General features: G+C 58.5%; 17 protein-coding genes. 13 read left to right on the top strand and 4 right to left on the bottom strand.

All coding sequences use genetic code 11. The annotated features are described in order from the left end of the window. Positions 1–42: 42 nt before the first annotated feature. A complete protein-coding gene (locus NKJ21_RS04100) occupies positions 43–1,191 on the top strand; it encodes an efflux RND transporter periplasmic adaptor subunit (RefSeq protein WP_012968228.1) in 1,149 nt (382 codons plus the stop codon). Then, positions 1,188–4,313 carry an efflux RND transporter permease subunit gene (locus tag NKJ21_RS04095; RefSeq protein ID WP_032730362.1) on the top strand — a complete coding sequence of 1,042 codons (3,126 nt, stop codon included), beginning with the start codon at positions 1,188–1,190 and terminating at the stop codon, positions 4,311–4,313. Before NKJ21_RS04100 ends, NKJ21_RS04095 begins: the two co-directional genes overlap by 4 nt. Here the strand turns inward: NKJ21_RS04095 and NKJ21_RS04090 are convergent. Then, positions 4,249–5,202, bottom strand: a complete 954-nt coding sequence (locus NKJ21_RS04090; RefSeq protein ID WP_254732802.1) for a helix-turn-helix domain-containing protein — start codon at positions 5,200–5,202, stop codon at positions 4,249–4,251. The two genes, NKJ21_RS04095 and NKJ21_RS04090, sit on opposite strands and share 65 nt — an antisense overlap. Before the next feature lie 408 nt (positions 5,203–5,610). On the opposite strand from NKJ21_RS04090, the gene NKJ21_RS04085 reads away from it, so the two are divergent. The 10 genes from NKJ21_RS04085 (at position 5,611) to NKJ21_RS04040 (ending at position 13,678) form a co-directional block, all read left to right on the top strand. Next, a complete protein-coding gene (locus NKJ21_RS04085) occupies positions 5,611–6,504 on the top strand; it encodes a transporter (protein WP_012541726.1) in 894 nt (297 codons plus the stop codon). Positions 6,505–6,564: 60 nt separating this feature from the next. Beyond that, positions 6,565–7,047 (top strand): group 1 truncated hemoglobin, encoded by a 483-nt coding sequence (locus NKJ21_RS04080; protein ID WP_008804888.1) that lies wholly within the window; start codon positions 6,565–6,567, stop codon positions 7,045–7,047. A gap of 136 nt (positions 7,048–7,183) precedes the next feature. Further along, positions 7,184–8,698: an amidase gene (locus NKJ21_RS04075; RefSeq protein ID WP_048268422.1), complete on the top strand. Its 1,515-nt coding sequence runs from the start codon at positions 7,184–7,186 to the stop codon at positions 8,696–8,698. 24 nt (positions 8,699–8,722) lie between these two features. Beyond that, positions 8,723–9,331: a nitrile hydratase subunit alpha gene (gene nthA, locus NKJ21_RS04070; protein WP_008804890.1), complete on the top strand. Its 609-nt coding sequence runs from the start codon at positions 8,723–8,725 to the stop codon at positions 9,329–9,331. A 15-nt stretch (positions 9,332–9,346) separates the two neighbouring features. Then, the gene (gene nthB, locus NKJ21_RS04065; protein WP_012541728.1) at positions 9,347–10,000 is read left to right on the top strand and encodes a nitrile hydratase subunit beta; all 654 of its coding nucleotides are present in this window, start codon (positions 9,347–9,349) and stop codon (positions 9,998–10,000) included. Then, positions 9,997–10,464, top strand: a complete 468-nt coding sequence (locus NKJ21_RS04060; RefSeq protein WP_012541729.1) for a nitrile hydratase accessory protein — start codon at positions 9,997–9,999, stop codon at positions 10,462–10,464. The genes nthB and NKJ21_RS04060 overlap by 4 nt, the downstream gene beginning before the upstream one ends. Continuing rightward, entirely contained in the window at positions 10,461–10,670 is a 210-nt protein-coding gene (locus NKJ21_RS04055) for a CbtB-domain containing protein (RefSeq protein WP_008804893.1), read from the top strand. Before NKJ21_RS04060 ends, NKJ21_RS04055 begins: the two co-directional genes overlap by 4 nt. A 10-nt stretch (positions 10,671–10,680) precedes the next feature. Next, entirely contained in the window at positions 10,681–11,436 is a 756-nt protein-coding gene (locus NKJ21_RS04050) for a CbtA family protein (protein WP_008804894.1), read from the top strand. 4 nt (positions 11,437–11,440) lie between these two features. After that, a complete protein-coding gene (locus NKJ21_RS04045) occupies positions 11,441–12,028 on the top strand; it encodes a histidine phosphatase family protein (protein ID WP_012968231.1) in 588 nt (195 codons plus the stop codon). Between the two features lie 180 nt (positions 12,029–12,208). Beyond that, positions 12,209–13,678: a carboxylesterase gene (locus NKJ21_RS04040; protein WP_049153459.1), complete on the top strand. Its 1,470-nt coding sequence runs from the start codon at positions 12,209–12,211 to the stop codon at positions 13,676–13,678. A 52-nt stretch (positions 13,679–13,730) separates the two neighbouring features. Here NKJ21_RS04040 and NKJ21_RS04035 read toward each other — a convergent pair whose 3' ends face one another. Together NKJ21_RS04035 and NKJ21_RS04030 are read right to left on the bottom strand one after the other, a co-directional pair. Beyond that, complete coding sequence (locus tag NKJ21_RS04035; RefSeq protein ID WP_008804897.1) at positions 13,731–14,606, bottom strand: NAD(P)-dependent oxidoreductase; 876 nt, start codon at positions 14,604–14,606, stop codon at positions 13,731–13,733. A 112-nt stretch (positions 14,607–14,718) separates the two neighbouring features. Beyond that, positions 14,719–15,603: a LysR family transcriptional regulator gene (locus tag NKJ21_RS04030; RefSeq protein WP_012541733.1), complete on the bottom strand. Its 885-nt coding sequence runs from the start codon at positions 15,601–15,603 to the stop codon at positions 14,719–14,721. Positions 15,604–15,714: 111 nt separating this feature from the next. Between NKJ21_RS04030 and NKJ21_RS04025 the strand changes: the two genes are divergently transcribed. Beyond that, positions 15,715–16,458: a sulfite exporter TauE/SafE family protein gene (locus tag NKJ21_RS04025; protein WP_208777900.1), complete on the top strand. Its 744-nt coding sequence runs from the start codon at positions 15,715–15,717 to the stop codon at positions 16,456–16,458. 5 nt (positions 16,459–16,463) lie between these two features. Here the strand turns inward: NKJ21_RS04025 and NKJ21_RS04020 are convergent, their stop codons facing one another. Continuing rightward, the gene (locus tag NKJ21_RS04020; protein ID WP_012541735.1) at positions 16,464–17,162 is read right to left on the bottom strand and encodes a GntR family transcriptional regulator; all 699 of its coding nucleotides are present in this window, start codon (positions 17,160–17,162) and stop codon (positions 16,464–16,466) included. Between the last annotated feature and the right edge of the window lie 53 nt (positions 17,163–17,215).

Below are 17,215 nucleotides of genomic sequence, written 5' to 3'. Positions count from 1 at the left end.
AGCGCGCATTTAATAACGCCATCACCTTTATGGAGCGGCGTTATGTCAGATGAATTTTTACTCTCCCTCCGCCACAGTCTGCACCATTTGTACGACGTGGCGCGCACCCTTTCCTGGCTGCACTTTCTCCCCCTGACCATTCTTTCGGTAGTGATTTTTCTGCTGCCCGGATGCGGGGACAACCAGGGTAATACGACTGATCCTGTGCGAACGGTGCGCTACGTTGTTGTTGGCTCAGCGCAAACCCTTCCCGCGCTGGAAAGAACCGGAGAGATCCATGCGCACGATGAAACGATTCTGAGCTTTCGTACCGGCGGCCGGATAGTGACGCGTAGCGTCGATATTGGCGATCGAGTCAATGCAGGGCAACTGCTGGCCACGCTTGAAAATACAACCAGTCAGAATCAGCTCGATGGCGCACAGGCTGATTATGAAGGAGCCAAAGCCTCTGCTCAGGTTGCTGCACTTAACGTCAACCGAATGCAAAAGCTTATGCCAACAGGCGCGATTGCCCGCACGCAGCTCGATACCGCCCGCGCAGACTGGCTTGTCGCCCGCGCGCGTTTAAAAAACAGCGAGTCCGCGTTGCGTAATGCCCGGGAAAGCCTTGGCTGGACGCGTCTGATTGCGCCGCGAAGCGGCGTGATCACCGAAGTAAGCGCCTCTGCGGGTCAGGTGGTCAATGGTGGTCAGTCGGTATTGACGCTGGCGACCGGTGAAGCCCGCGATGTGGTGTTTGATATCGCTAAACCCGAGGCGATCCCGCCACAGGAACAGGCTGGCTTGCGAGTTTCCCTCCTCAGCGACCCGTCGGTGCAAGCGTCCGCCGCGGTAAGAGATATTAGCCCGCAGGCCGATCCTCAGACCCGCACATGGCGCGTCAGGGCTACCCTGCAAAACCCACCGCTGGCAATGGCGCTGGGCGCCAGCGTCACCGTCACGTTACCCGCAACGGGTCCGCATGGATACGCCCTTCCCGCTTCAGCGCTGAGCCGCGTCGACGACAAACCGGCGGTTTATGTGATTAACCCACAGTCGCAGGCGCAGCTTCGCGTGGTGGTACCAGCATACTATACCGCCACCTCGGTCATTATCTCCGGCGGCCTTGAACCAGGCGACCGGGTGATTACCGCCGGCGTGAGTAAATTACGCTCCGGCGAGCCGGTGATTGCCGGGGAGTGCGAATCATGAAACCCGTATTGAATGAGAAATTTAACCTGTCCTCCTGGGCGCTAAATCATCAGCAGATGGTCAGTTTCTTCATGCTGCTGATCATTGCTATGGGCGCGTTCTGTTATGAGAACCTGCCACGTAACGAAGATCCGGCGTTTACGATTAAAACGGCCGTTGTTTCTGCGCAATGGCCCGGGGCATCCGTAACGGATACCACCCGACTGCTGACCGATACGCTGGAAAAAAAGCTGCAGGAAACCCCCTGGCTTGATTATCTCGAAAGTGAGACCCGCGCCGGGAGCTCCGTTATTCATGTCAATCTTCGTGACGATACCCCGCCGCAAAAGGTGCCGGATATCTGGTATCAGGTACGTAAGAAAATGCAGGATATTGCCCCCTCTTTGCCAGAAGGCGTTCAGGGCCCCGCCGTCGACGACGAGTTTGATGACACGTACGGTACGATCTATGGCTTTATACCTGAGGGCTATACCCTGCGGGAGGTCCGGGACCGTGTTGAGACAATCCGCCGGGAACTCATGTCGTTACCGGATATCGGAAAAACCAGCCTGCTGGGTGAGCAGCAGGAACAGATAGTTCTCTCTTTTTCTCCAGCGCGTCTGGCAGGTATGGGGTTGAACATCCAGCAGGTAGCGGATGCCCTCAGAGCACAAAATGCGGTTGTCCCGGCAGGTATGATCCGCACCGGACAGGAAAATATGGCGATAAAGGTCAGCGGGGAACTGACTTCTGAAGCGAGCTTACGTGCCGTCACGCTGCATATTAACGATCGTTACCTTCCTCTGACGGATATTGCCACCGTTAGTCGGGAAAACGCCGAGCCTCCCCAGCCGGTTTACCGGGTCAACGGCAAACCCGCCATCGGGCTGGCTATCTCGATGGCGCCGACCGGTAATATGCTGCGTTTCGGCGCCGCGCTGAATGCAAAAATGCAGGCCATCAGCGTCACGCTGCCGCACGGTATTGAGATGGTCAAGGTTGCCGATCAATCAGCGGTGGTCAGCGACGCCGTAAGCGGGTTTATCCGGGTGCTTATCGAAGCCGTGGCGATCGTCCTGGCCGTTTCGTTTGTCTCTCTGGGTTTACGAGCCGGACTGGTAGTGGCTGCGGCCATCCCACTGGTTCTGGCCATGACCTTTACGGGAATGATGCTGGCAGGAATAGGTCTGCAGCGTATTTCTCTCGGCGCATTGATTATCGCGCTGGGTCTGCTGGTCGATGACGCCATGATCACCGTGGAAACCATGGTCTCTGGTCTGGAAGCCGGGGATTCCCGCCGGCAGGCGGCGACCCGGGCTTTTAAAACGACCGCATTTCCGATGCTGACGGGCACCCTTGTGATGATTGCCGGGTTTATTCCCGTGGGATTTGCTGCGTCCAGCGCCGGTGAATATTGCTTTTCCCTGTTTGCCGTGGTGCTCATCGCCCTGCTGTGCTCATGGGTTGTCGCGATCCTGTTTTCACCGTTAACCGGGACGTGGCTGTTATCTGACAACATCAGACAGAAGGCGAAAGGTCCTGGACGGATGGCCCGCGGATACCAGTGGCTACTGCGCAAGGCGTTGCGTCACCGCTTCGCCACCGTGTGTCTTGCTCTCATTGCGCTTGGTCTGTCCGTTTACGGAACAACCTTTATGCAGGGGGAGTTTTTCCCCGCCTCCGACAGGCCAGAATTGCTGGTAAGCCTGACGCTACCGGCAAATGCCTCGCAGTCGGAAACGCAAAATACGGCTGAAAAGCTGGAGAAGGCCCTGGCAGGCAACCGCAACGTTGAGCGCTTTTCGACATACGTTGGGTCGGGAGCGATCCGTTTTTACCTGCCTATGGATGTGCTTCTGGCAAATGAAAATATCGCCCAGATGGTGGTGGTGGCTAAAGATCTTAAAGCGCGGGATCGTCTTCATCGGCAGTTAAACAGGATACTGGCTACGCGCTTTAGCGACATCATCACGCGCGTATCGCCCCTGGAACTTGGGCCTCCCGTCGGCTGGCCAGTCAAATACCGGGTGAGTGGGCCAGATTATCTGAAGGTCAGGTCGATCGCGAACCGCCTGAGCGATGTCATTGGCCGGTCCCCCTCCTCTCGCGAGGTTAATCAGACGGCAGGCGAACCGGAGAGAGTCATTACCCTCAAGGTCAATCAGACCGCAGCCCGGGCTGCGGGCGTGTCGTCAGAAAGTCTGGCCCGGATGCTCAATACCGTCTGGTCCGGCAGTATAGTCACGTCGGTTCGCGATAATGACCGCCTTGTCGATGTGGTGCTCCGGGCCAGGGACAATGAGCGTCTTAACCTTGCCACCTTCTCTTCGCTGACTATTCAGGGGAATGACGGTAAACAAATTCCCCTCAGCGCCTTTGCCACGCCAGTCTGGGGCGTGGATGATCCGGTTATCTGGCGTCGACAGCGTTTGCCTTTCATCACCGTGCAAACTGACCTCGCCCCGGGACTTCGCGCCGAAGCAGTATCCGCAGCGTTGCGACCTGCGGTAGACAGGTTGCGCGCGGAACTGCCTGAAGGCTACAGCATTGAAGAAGGGGGCGCGGTTGCTGAGTCTGAAAAAGGTAATAGTTCGGTCTATGCGATTCTGCCGGTGACACTGGTCATCATGCTCTTGCTGTTGATGCTCCAGTTGCGCAACTATTCCCGTATGGCGTTGGCTATACTGATGGCCCCGTTTGGTTTACCGGGTATCGTGCTGGCTATGTTGCCTGGCGGAACACCAATGGGATTTGTCGCTCTTCTTGGCGTGATTGCGCTCGCTGGCATGATCATTCGTAACGCCGTCATACTGATTAGCGAGGTTGACAGCAACCTTGCTCAGGGGATGGCAAGCGATGCCGCCATTATTGCGGCCGCAGAGCATCGTGCGCGCCCCATCTGCCTGACTGCCTGTGCCGCCATTCTGGGAATGATCCCCATCTCTCATCAGGTATTCTGGGGACCGATGGCCTATGCGATTATCGGGGGACTACTGGTTGCCACGCTGGTTACACTGACCGTATTACCGGCATCGTTTAGCCTGTTGTTACACCTGAGAATGACGTCCTCAGGCGAGTTTACTGCTTCTTCGGCAGCAGAGAGCGAGGAGAAATGCCGAAGGCTTTGCGGAAGGCATGGCTGAAATGAGAGAAATCAGAGAAGCCGAAATCCAGCGCCGCCTGGGACACGCTACTGACTCGTCCGCATTCGATAGCCTCTCGGCTCGCCTGCAGCCTCTCCTGCCAAATCACTGCCATCGGCGTTTTTTTATGGCGGGCGAAAGCACGCGTGACGGTGCGAACGGAAACGTGGTGCGCCCGTGCCAGGCTTTCGATGTTCAAATCGGGATCGACAAGTTGCCGCCGGATGTAGTTCATCATCCGGGAATACAGATCGCGCTCAACACCAACGTTGTTCAGGTCCTGTAGCTCCAGGCTCAGTACCAGTAGATCCAGCAACGTCTGGGAGAAGCGGCCGGAGATATCCGCTGTGTTCAGACAGGCGGGCATCGCTGCCGCCTGACGCAGCATTTCGCGCAATGGGATCACGCCCGGGCGGCGGTCGTCGAGCACCATCGCGGTGAGGTGTTCGACCCCCGGTAAATGACAGCTCAGCAAATGGCGGGGGATCCGCACCAAATGATTATCGCGCCCGCCAAGACTGAAGCGGAATGTCTGGGCGGCATCGTAGAGCACCAGACTGTCCGCTGCCAGCGTCGCCTTGCGTCCCCCCTGTTCAAGCTGACCGTATCCATCCTGCATATACCCCAACCACAGATCGTCGTCGGGGCCCTGGCGCAAATAACGGGCCGTGCGATCCCAACTGTGTAGCGGCGCGGACAGTGAACACACATCCACCAGACCCACTCCACGTACCGTCAGCTGTGCATCAAAGTCGACCCCAGCCAGAGGGGCGCTGGCGGCTGGAATACAGTGGCGTAACACTACGTCGTTCCAGTACTCGAAGCGGCGCGACTCGGTAACGCCAACGGTTGAATAGTGGAGACTGCCCGCAGACTGCATGCTATTCATCATCATTCACCTCGCGCCGGGAATTCCGCCAAAACGACAGAAACGTTTCCGCAGACAGCAACTATCATGCCAACGAGCTAATACACCCTCTTTCAGTTACGCCGATCGGCGCTAAGTTACCGGGAACTATCACTGAAAATCCGCGCCCCCCCTTTTCTGCTGGCATATAGGGCGTCGAATAGCGGAACGACAAAACGTGGAACCGCACCCTAAACGTGCGGCGTCTGCACTATGGCGGACCATCACACGACGAGGGGCAGGCCCGCAACCGAATGTCCCTTCCAGCCAAACGACTGTCCTGCTGAAGCAAGTACGCCGCAAATTTCTCCCTAGTATCAGTAAGCGTAAGGTCTTCCGGCCACACCGTGCTCCGGACATAACACGACATCAGACAAGAGGGGGAACGTCATGACTTTCAGTAACGCTACGTTTCGCACCAGCCTGGCCGCCTGCACACTGTGGCTGGCAACCGGCCCGGCCCATGCGGTCGATCTCAATTCGCAGGACCTCATTCCCGCCCCCGCCGGCACCGATGCCGTTCTGGGATATTTCACCTACGCGACGAGAGATAGCTTCACCCCCACCGGGGGCGGTGAACTTAAGCAAGAGACCGGGCTCGACTCCTTCGTCAGCATCTTTCGTTACGTTCACTACATGGACGTCGGTGGCTTTACGGTTGCGCCGCAAGTGCTGCTGCCTTACGGACGCCTTTACAATGGCTCACTAAACGGCGTTCGACTTGATTCAGCCAGCGGCCTGGGCGATCCCATCCTTGCCGCGCCGGTCTGGCTGGTCAACAACCCCAGCACAACCTTTGCCATTGTGCCTTACCTGTACCTCCCCGCGGGCTCCTACGACGCCGGACGCACGCTAAACGTCGGTGAAAATCGCTGGAAGTTCGACCTTCAGCTCGGCGGCGTGCAGCAGCTGGGTAACGGTTTCGCCACCCAACTTTCCACGGACGTGATGTGGTATGGCGTCAACGACGACGCCTCGGGCATCGGCACCGGTCGACTCAAGCAGGACAACACCTATCAGTTTCAGGGCTGGGTGACCTGGACGCCGCCCGCCGATAAGAGCTGGACCCTGGCCGCCGGTTATTCCCAATACTGGGGCGGCAAACAGCAGCTTGACGGTATCGAGAACGGACAGGCGACGCGCGTCGATCAGGTCAGGCTGGAATTATCGAAATTCGTCACCCCCACGGTGCAGGTACAGGGTCTGCTCCAGCGCGACCTCAACGTCGATGGCGGTTTTAAGGAAGATCTACATACCACCCTGCGCGTGATGAAACTGTTCTGATGCGAATCGGCACAGAGACATCCCCAGACTCACTACTCACCCGCAACGGAGAAATCCATCATGACCGATCAGCAGCAAAAACCCACACTTTATGAACGTCTCGGTGGTTATGACGCCGTTTACGCTTTCGCAGGAGAAGTGTTGAAGACCTGTATGAAGCATCCCGATATCGGCCATATCTGGGCGCACGTATCCGAATCGTCGTTCCAGAAAGAGCATATCAACTTTGTCGATTTTCTGTGCAAGCACTGGGGCGGCAACACGGTCTACCGGGGACGAGATATGGTAACCGCGCACCGCGGAATGGGTCTGACCGAAGTGCACTGGAAAGCCGTATTCGAGGCAATTGATGAATGCTACGAGAACTTCAACGTTCCGCAGGATATCCGTGAAGAGGTTACCGCATTCCTGACCCAGTTCAAACCCGCCGTCATCGGCAGCCCTTCATACCGGGATGTGGTACTCGCGCATCCTGACATGGACGTCACCAAAGGGATGAAAAGCGTCGGCATTCACTGGCCGAAAACAGATAAACCGTCTTAACCGAGGACGGACATCCGCGCAACAGGCGGGTGTCCGTCTCAGCCAAATGACTGACCTGCACAACCATGTAGTGATGACATTTCGGGCTTATGTTGAAGGCAGGTTGCATTGGCAAACACCATATAAAGGGAACTCCATGGCTATTGAACGTCCTACCATTGAACAGCTGCAAGCGCTCGCCAGTCGGCTAAACATACGATTGACGCCTGCACAAGCCGAAGAATATCTGGCGCTGATGCAGGCCAATTTCGACGCCTATGATCTCATTGACGCCCTGCCCGACGAGATCCCCGCGGTGCACTACCCACGCGCCGCCGGCTATCGTCCTGAAGGCGACGAAAACCAGCTTAATGCCTGGTATTACAAGACCGAGGTGACAGGTGCAGCAACCGGTAAACTGGCCGGCCGCACCGTGGTGCTCAAGGACAACATCGCGCTGGCTGGCGTACCAATGATGAACGGCGCCTCGACGCTGGAAGGCTTCGTCCCCCTCTACGACGCCACCGTTGCCACCCGACTGCTGGATGCCGGCGCGACTATTCTCGGCAAAGCCACCTGCGAGCACTTCTGCTTGTCGGGAGGCAGCCATACCTCCGATCCGGCGCCAGTGCATAACCCGTTGCGCCGCGGCTACTCGGCCGGTGGCTCATCTTCTGGCAGCGCCGCTTTGGTCGCTTCCGGGGAAGTCGATTTGGCCATGGGGGGCGATCAAGGGGGCTCGGCGCGTATTCCCGCCGCATGGTGTGGCCTCTATGGCCTGAAACCGACCCACGGTCTGGTGCCTTATACCGGCATCATGCCGATCGAAGCCACTTTCGACCATACCGGGCCGATGACCCGCAGCGTAAAAGACAATGCCTTAGTCCTTGAGGTCATTGCCGGCGCGGACGGATTGGACCCACGTCAGTATGCTCCCAAAGTGGAAGCCTATACCGAGGCGCTCGGTAAGGGAGTCCGTGGCTTAAAGATCGGCATTATGGCCGAAGGTTTTCAGTTGCCGAACCTGGATGCGCGAGTCGCGGAGAAAGTTCGCGCTGCCGTCGCCCGTCTGCAGGAATTGGGCGCGACGGTCGGCGAGATTTCGGTACCGGAGCATAGCCTGGCGGGGGCGCTCTGGTCCCCTATCGGCTGCGAGGGGCTGACCGCGCAGATGATGCATGGCAACGGCATGGGCTTTAACTGGAAAGGACAATATGACGTAGCGCTGCTGGACAAGCACGCCCAGTGGCGTGACAACGCCGATGCGCTTTCCCCATCGCTGAAGATATGCATGTTCGTCGGCCAGTACGGGCTGGAACGCTACCATGGCCGCTACTATGCCAAGGCGCAGAATATCGCGCGTCGCGCGCGTGCGGGCTATGACCGGGCGCTGGCGGACTTCGACCTGCTGGTGATGCCCACTGTACCGCTTGTCGCTCAGCCATTACCGGAACCTGACTGCTCCATTACCGAATACATCTCCCGCGCATTTGAAATGATCGGCAATACCGCGCCGCAGGATATTACCGGCCATCCGGCAATGACTCTCCCTTGTGGGCTGGTCGACGGCTTACCGGTAGGAATGATGTTGGTAGGACGCCACTTCGCCGAAAGCACCCTTTATCAGGCCGCCGCCGCATTTGAAGCTTCCGGCGACTGGCGGATGTTTTAACCCTTAACCATCGGGAACCATAAAATGAGCCATCAACACGACCACGACCATACTGAACCGCCGGCGGACATCGAGCTACGCGTCCGGGCGCTGGAATCCCTGCTACAGGAGAAAGGACTGATTGACCCGGCGGCACTGGATGAACTGATTGACACTTATGAGCACAAGGTCGGCCCCCGTAACGGCGCGCAGGTGGTCGCTAAAGCGTGGAGTGATCCGGAGTATAAACGTCGGCTGCTGGCGGACGCCACAGCCGCCATCGCCGAGCTGGGTTTCTCCGGCGTGCAGGGTGAAGACATGCAGGTAGTGGAGAACACGCCGGACGTGCACAACGTGACCGTCTGTACATTATGTTCCTGCTACCCCTGGCCGGTGCTGGGTCTGCCACCGGTGTGGTACAAATCGGCCCCCTATCGTTCGCGTATCGTTATCGACCCGCGCGGCGTTCTGGCCGAATTCGGGGTAAACATTCCAGAAAGTAAAGAGGTGCGCGTCTGGGACAGCAGTGCGGAACTGCGCTATCTGGTCCTGCCAGAACGTCCGGCGGGTACCGACGGCTGGAGCGAAGCGCAGCTGATCGAACTGGTCACCCGCGATTCCATGATCGGCACCGGCCTGGTCGCCGCGCCATAATAAGAGGAGAAAACCATGAACGGGATACATGATCTGGGCGGTATGCACGGCCTCGGGCCGATCCTCAACGAGGAAAATGAGCCGTATTTCCATCATGAATGGGAGCGCCGGGTATTTCCGCTGTTCGCCTCGCTGTTCGTCGGCGGACATTTCAATGTGGATGAATTCCGCCACGCCATTGAACGCATGGATCCAGCCCACTACCTGGAGGCGAGCTACTACGAGCACTGGTTGCACGCATTTGAAACGCTGCTGCTGGAAAAAGGGGTGATCACCGCCGATGAACTCTGGGGTGGCTCGACCCCTGCCCCCTGCGCTCCGGGCACGCCGGTGCTGACGCAGGACATCGTGGCGATGGTTGTCAGTACCGGCGCCTCCGCGCGCGTCAGTCACGATATTGCTCCCCGCTTTAAGGCCGGAGACCGGGTTCGGGCAAAAAACATCAACCCAACCACCCACACCCGCCTGCCGCGTTACGTGCGCGGGAAAATCGGCCGTATTGAGACCGATCATGGCGTGTTCATCACGCCGGACACCGCGGCGCACGGTCTGGGCGAACATCCTCAGCACGTCTACAGCGTCAGCTTCACCGCGCTGGAACTGTGGGGCACGCCGCGCCCGGACAACGTGTACATCGATCTGTGGGACGACTATCTGGAGGAAGCATGAGCATTGCGACACAGCATGATTACGCCGCCGTCGGGTTACCCCGCGACGAGGAGGGGCCGGTTTTTGATAAGCCCTGGCAGGCGAAAGCATTCTCCCTGATCGTCCATCTGCACCGGGCGGGGCTGTTCCCGTGGGCAGAATGGGTACGGACGTTCAGCGAAGCGATCAAGGAGGCTCCGGCGCAACCCGGCGAAAGTGTGAACGATGCCTACTATCGCCAGTGGGCGACAGCAATGGAGAACATGATCACCGCCCTCCACCTGACCGCACCGGATGACATTGGCCGACGGACCCAGGAATGGCGACTGGCGTATATCAACACGCCGCATGGTCAGCCGATCGTCCTGGCCAATGCCAGCTGTCCGCCGGCGCATAACCACCACTCGCTTCCACTCGGCGTTCCGGTCACGGTGAGCCCGGCACAATCTTCCATCAGCCAAATTAACAACGGAGTTACATCATGAGCGATATTACCCTTACCACCAACACCCCGGCCACTCCGATACCGGTCGCGGCGCTGTTGCCCTGGGCACTGTTTACCACCCTGCTGGCACTGTTAGCGATCTATTTCGTCGGTGCGGAACAAGGTGCGACGTCGATGTTTTCCGGCACCCAGGTGCATGAATTCTTCCACGACGCACGACATCTGCTGGGTTTTCCCTGCCACTAAGGAGGCGGACATGATTGGGAAACTATTATTCAAGGGGATGATAGCAGGCATTCTGGCTGGACTGGTGGCATTTGCTTTTGCACACCATTTCGGCGAGCCGCAGGTCGATCGCGCTATCGGGATTGAAGAAAGTCTGGCCACTCATTCACACCAACACAGCGCGTCGGCTGACGGCGGTGAAGAAGAGGTGTTTAGCCGTCAAACCCAGTCCGGGATCGGGCTAATGGCCGGCATGGTGCTGTTCGGCGCAGCGCTGGGCGGCGGTCTGGCGCTGAGTTGGGCCTTTAGCTATCAGCGCTTCGGACCATCGAACCCGCGTCTGTTAGCGTTAGGCCTGGCGCTGGTCGGCTTTCTGGTCATGAGCCTGATGCCTGGTCTGAAATACCCACCCAATCCGCCCGCGGTCGGTAACCCGGAGACCATCGGCTATCGTACCGAACTGTACTTCGTCATGATGTTGCTTTCCATCGGCATCGTCATCGCGGCCGCGTGGTTATCACATCAGCTAATACCGCGCCTCGGTAGAGGGAATGCGATGATGTGGGCAACGCTGTTCGCGGTGGCGCTGATGCTCGTGGTTTGTGCCCTGATGCCGACAGTGAACGAAGTGCCCGAACACTTCCCGGCGGACCTGCTATGGCGTTTCCGTATCAGCTCCTTCGGCACGCACCTGGTGCTCTGGAGCGTCATCGGTGTGGCGTTCGGTGCCTTAGCCGAACGCACGCCGGCGACAGGTGTGCAGCGCCCAGCCTTCCGCCGCGGTTAACATCATGAGAGCGTCGCTAACGTTGATTTGTCAGGGAGAAACGGCAGCGTCCCGAGGTTCACATTTCCCCTGTGATGACCCTCTGGAGGCGCGGGAATGGCAGCGGGCGCGTCAGTTACAAAGCCGTGTCGCCCGTTGTCACCGCGTCTGGATCTCCCCGGAGACCGCCGCCCGACAAACTGCCGCAGCGCTCTCTTTACAGGGTACCCCGGTGATGGAGCTGGCGGAACCCGACTACGGCATCTGGGCCGGTCGGCCAGTACGTGAGGTGATGACGCAAGACGCCGACGCTTTCCTGGCCTGGCTGGAGGGCGATCCGCCGCCGGGCGGAGAGTCACGTGCTCAGTTGCTGGCGCGCTGTGGCCGTTGGCTGGCAAAACACGTCGATATTCCAGGCCGACACGGTGTAATTGCGTCGGCCTCCACTATCCGTGCCATGCTCCTCAACGTTCTCGGCGCCCCACTTCACTCATTTGCACGTATCGACGTTCACCCGCTCAGCATCACCGAGTTGCGCAGTGACGGACGGCGCTGGAATTTTTGTTTATTAAGAGATGACATAAAGGGCGAATGTTCGACGCTGTCCCGCTGAAGCCGTCAGCCAGTAAGCGCTTGGCCATTGATGGATCCGTCCACTGGTCTTGCATCGCTAAACCCAATGCCATAGAACCGCTCAGCGCGCTTCACGCCCCGTCCTGCGTAAAAAAGTAAATCTCCCTGACCATGTTTATTTATACTCAGAAAACATGTCATTAAGAAAGGAAGCTACGCGTTGAAATGGGTAACCTGGTTAAAACGTATCGTGTTGTCCCTGCTGCTGTTGATCGTTGGCGCTCTGGGACTACGCCTTTATGACATTCAGCGCGGACCCGAGCTGCAGCTCTGGCATACCTGGGTTCCGCATGAGATGGGCGCGGATGAAATCGACAATGCTGACTGGAACGATTACATCAACAAAGAGAATGCGCTCTTCAGTGAGGTAAAACGCCAGGTTACCGATAAGCTGGACGCTGAGCAGCAAACCGAACTGAATCGTTACTATAGTCACAGCCCCATCTATCCGGACTCGTTTCCAACCAACTGGAATCGGTCATATATCATGATGCCGGATGGCAAACCGAAAGGCGCCGTGGTGTTGCTGCATGGTCTGACAGATACCCCCTACAGCCTGCGGCATATCGCTGAAAATTACCGGCAACAGGGGTATGTCGCCATCGGTATCAGATTACCGGGCCATGGGACGGTTCCCGCCGGGCTGACCGATGTGGACTGGCAGGACTGGCTTGCCGCCACGCGCCTTGCGGTGAGAGAAGCGAAACGACTGACGGGTAATGATGTGCCCCTGCATATCGTCGGATTTTCCAACGGCGGCGCGCTGGCAATGAAATATTCGCTGGACGCGCTGGATAATGCCGAACTGGCAAAACCCCAGCGGGTGATCCTGATTTCTCCGATGATCGGTATTACCAGCTTCGCGCGTTTTTCCGGCCTCGCTGGCTGGCCCGCGTTTCTTCCCGCCTTCTCGAAAGCCGCATGGTTAAACATCATGCCCGAGTTTAATCCGTTCAAATATAACTCCTTCCCGACGAACGCCGCCCGGCAGTCCTTCCTGCTGACCAAAGCGCTGCAAAAGCAGATAGTGACTGACTCGAGAAATCACAGACTTAACAGCTTACCGCCGGTATTGACCTTTCAGTCCGTTGTGGATTCAACGGTCAGTACGCGGGCGATCGTGACGGCGCTGTATAACCGTTTGCCGGAAAATGGCAGTGAAATTGTCCTCTTCGATTTGAATCATGCCGTCAGGTTTAATTCATTATTACGCCGGACGTCTTACACCGCGCTGGCGCGATTGCTGACCGCGCCGCCACGCGCTTATCAGACCACGATCATCACTAACGCGAATTCAGCCAGTACCGATATGGAAATCCGCACAACACCTGCCGGGAAAACAGACACCACAGTGGAAAAGCTGCAGGGAATGCGCTACCTGCCGGACGTATACTCCCTTTCTCATGTCGCGCTCCCCTTCCCGTTAAGCGATTCGCTGTACGGGCGCTATCCCCATCCGCTGAATCAATATGGGATCAGCCTCGGCACGTTTGCTGCTCGCGGCGAGCGTTCGGTGCTGGTTGTGGGTCTGGACTCGCTGATGCGTCAGTCTTCCAATCCGTTCTTTCCCTATATGATCAAGCGCATTGACGAAGGGATCGACACTCGCCCGGCTCTCTCCGGGAAATAACTCTTCTCTGGATAAGTGGCCACCACGGCCACTTTTTCCTGAGGATGCGGTACTACGCTTTCGCCGACGTCGACAGCCACTGATATACCGCTGACAAATCCTGTCCGGCATATCCCGCGTCCGCCGCCTGCTGCCACAGTTCGGCAATGTTATCCAGCCCCGGCATGGTGTGCGGCTCGGCCAGGGATAGCGCCAGCCGGGCATCTTTCAGCGCATGCGCCAGTTGCATCTGCGGCGCGAATTGCTCGCTGGCGATGGCATCCAGTTTCACTTTGACATACGGTGCGGCCAGCGGGCCGCCTTCCAGAGCGCTCCAGAGCTGGTCGGGGGTAAAGCCCAGCGTCTTCGCCAGCTGGGCGCTTTCCGCGATGCCCTGCATCATCGAAATCAGCCAGGCATTGAGGACCAGCTTCATTTTCTGGCTGTTGCCGGCCTCGCCAAACCACTGCGTCCCGCGGGAGATAGCCGCAAACACCTGTTCGGCAGCGGCACACTTTTCACGATCTCCGCTGGCGAGCACCAGGATCTGCGCCTTCTCCGCCGGGGCTTTGGTCCCTGAAACCGGGGCATCGACGAAGGTCATCGCCGGCTGAAGCGCCCGCAGCAAGGCGATAGCCTCCTGCGTCTCCGGCAGGCCAATGGTGCCCATCTGACAATAGATCGCCTGCGGCTGACAGGCAGGCGCTATTTGCGCCAGTACCTCGAGGGTAGCCTGACCGTCGGCGAGCATACTGATGATCACCTCGGCATCAGCGACCGCCTGCTGCGGCGTGGTATGCAGGGATAATCCCTGCGCCTGTAAATCTTCGCCGCGTGCTGGCGAACGGTTCCAGCCTGCGACGGTAAAGCCTTTCTTCAGCAGATTGCTGGCAAAAGCATGTCCCATGGCGCCGAGTCCCAGCACCGCGACCTTTGGTAATGTACTCATCTTGTCTGTCCTGATTCGCGTGTTAATAAATGTCGGACGTCTACTATCGCATCTCTGACACGGATGTCAGTAGCAATAACCGCCATAAAAAGTGACGCTGTCACTCATGGTCTCACGGCTGTCGGAGCCACGCCAGCAAACGGCGCATCGCTGGCGTCAGCCGGGCATCATCCTGATAACACAGACACAGGCGGCGCTGTGCCCAGCGATCCTGCAGCGCGATGACGGCAAACCGGTAGCGCTGCTGGTAGCGTTCGGCAATGACGCGGGGCAGGATCGCCCCGCCGGCGCCGTGAGCCACCATCTCGCAAAGCCCTTCAAAATGGCTCATCCGGACCCGGACGTTTAGCGCCTGGCCGAGCCCGGCGGCATGTTGTTCAATATGCTGCTGCAGTGCGCTGGTCTGGTAGAGGGCGACCAGCGGCTCGTTGATGACCGCCGCAAACGCCACTTCATTCGCGCCGGCCAGAGGGTGAGTCGGCGGCACAATCAGCACCAGGGGATCATCGGCGACAGGATCCAGATGCAGCGGCCCGGGGTCGACCGCATCGGACACCACTCCAGCCTGCGCCACACCCGCCAGAATGCTGCTGACGATATCCGCGCTGGTGCGCTCTTCGGTGTCGATCTGCACCGCCGGATGCGCTGCCATCCAGGCGGCGAGCTTGCCCGGCAGAAAAGCCGACATCGCCGAGGTGTTGGCGAACAGCCGCAGCGTCCCCTGCTGACCGCGGGCGAAGGCGCTCATCGCCTGGCGCAGACGCTGCTGCTGCGCAAGAAGCGGGCGTGCATGGCGCGCCAGTACCTCCCCGGCCTCAGTCAGCGTCACGCCGCGAGCATGACGCTGCAACAGGGGAACACCGACCTCTGCCTCCAGCTTGCGCACTCTTTCGCTGGCGGAGGCCAGGGCGAGATGGGCCATGGCGGCCCCACCGGTAATACTGCCGCTATCCACGATGGCGATAAACAGTCGCAGATCGGCCAGATCCATCCGCATCACACCCTCCCCACCCTTCGGTTTTCCCGTAGTCTTAGGGCAACATACCGCATTGTGGCTTTAGCGACCAGTGGTTTCAATGTCCCTTTCTATCCTGAAAAGTGAGCCGTGATGTTCGATCTCCACATCTTTTATTTACTGCTGATCTTTATCGCCGCCGGACTGGTCAAAGGGGTGACCGGCATGGGATTACCCACCGTGGCGATGGGCCTGCTTGGTCTGCTGATGCCGCCGCAGGCCGCAGCGGCGCTGCTGGTACTTCCCTCGCTGTTAACCAATCTCTGCCAGTTGCTGGCTGGCCCCGCGCTGGCGCAGATTGTGCGCCGCCTCTGGCTTATGATGACCGGGATTATTATGGGAACGCTGGCGGGGTCGTCACTGCTGATCAGCCTCAATCCTCGGTGCTCAGCGCTGGCGCTTGGCACCGTGTTGATAGCCTATGCCGGGTATGCGCTCTGTGGCCCGGCGTTGCAGGTTTCCGCCCGCGTGGAGAAGTGGCTGTCGCCGCTCATGGGCGGTCTGACCGGCGTTATCACCGGGGCGACCGGGGTATTTGTTATTCCGGCCGTTCCCTGGCTGCAGACGCTGGGCTTTCGTCGAGACGAACTGGTGCAGGCTCTGGGGTTGTCGTTCACCCTCTCCACCCTGGCGATGGCGGCCGGCCTCTCCCTGCACGATGGCTGGCATGCTGATTCGCTGCTGCTGTCGGGGCTGGCGCTGTTGCCCGCGCTACTCGGCATGTGGCTGGGACAGTGGATCCGCTCGCGTCTCAGCCCGCGACGCTTTCGTCAGGGCTTTCTGCTGTTCCTGCTGGCGCTGGGAATGGAGCTGATCGCCAGGGGATGGCTGATCTGAATCCGCTAGCGGCGAGTAATGTGCTTCACGTTGTACTTACTGGTGTTCTGGTAGATCTCTGAGAAATCGACGATCGCCCGGTTTTGCGCATAACTCACCGACTGCACCCGCAGCAGGAGGCTGTTTGGCGCCACCTGCAGCAGCTCGGCCTGCTCGCGGGTCGCCAGCACCGGCGTATAGCTGCGGTGGCTCTCGATGATGGTGATATGACACTCTTTTTTGAAATAGTTGAATTTAGACTGCTCGAGGTTACCCACGCTGAGCCAGGGAAAGGTGGCGAATGGAATATAGCTGTTTTCCACGAGGATCGGGACCTCATCAATTAGCCGCAGCCGCCTGACGTAGTAAACTTTTTCCCCCGGCTGGATCTTTAACTGCTGGGCGATGGCCGGAGGAGCATCAAGCAGCGTGAATTCAATGACTTTGTTACGGTAGTTGGTGACGCCTACCACCTGCATCTGGTAGTTAAAGCCCTCCAGTTCTCCCCCGTGATAGTTACTTTTACGCACAATGCAGGTTCCGCTGCCGTGCCGCCGCGCGATCAGCTTTTCCTCCTCCAGTAGCGCCAACGCTTTGCGCAGCGTCATCACCGAGACCTGCAGCTCCGCAGCGAGCGCTTTTTCGCTGGGCAGCATATCGCCGACGGCATAGTCGTCGCTGTTGATGCGGGCCTTCAGTTCAGTGGCAATCTTTTTATAAATCACTTTTAGATGTCTCGCTAAGGTGGCGCTCGTCAAACAGCTAAGCGAATAATTTA

It is taken from the genome of Klebsiella sp. SWET4, from assembly GCF_024296565.1.
In the GTDB taxonomy this organism is placed as follows: domain Bacteria; phylum Pseudomonadota; class Gammaproteobacteria; order Enterobacterales; family Enterobacteriaceae; genus Klebsiella; species Klebsiella variicola.
This window is presented reverse-complemented; position numbering and strand designations above follow the sequence as displayed.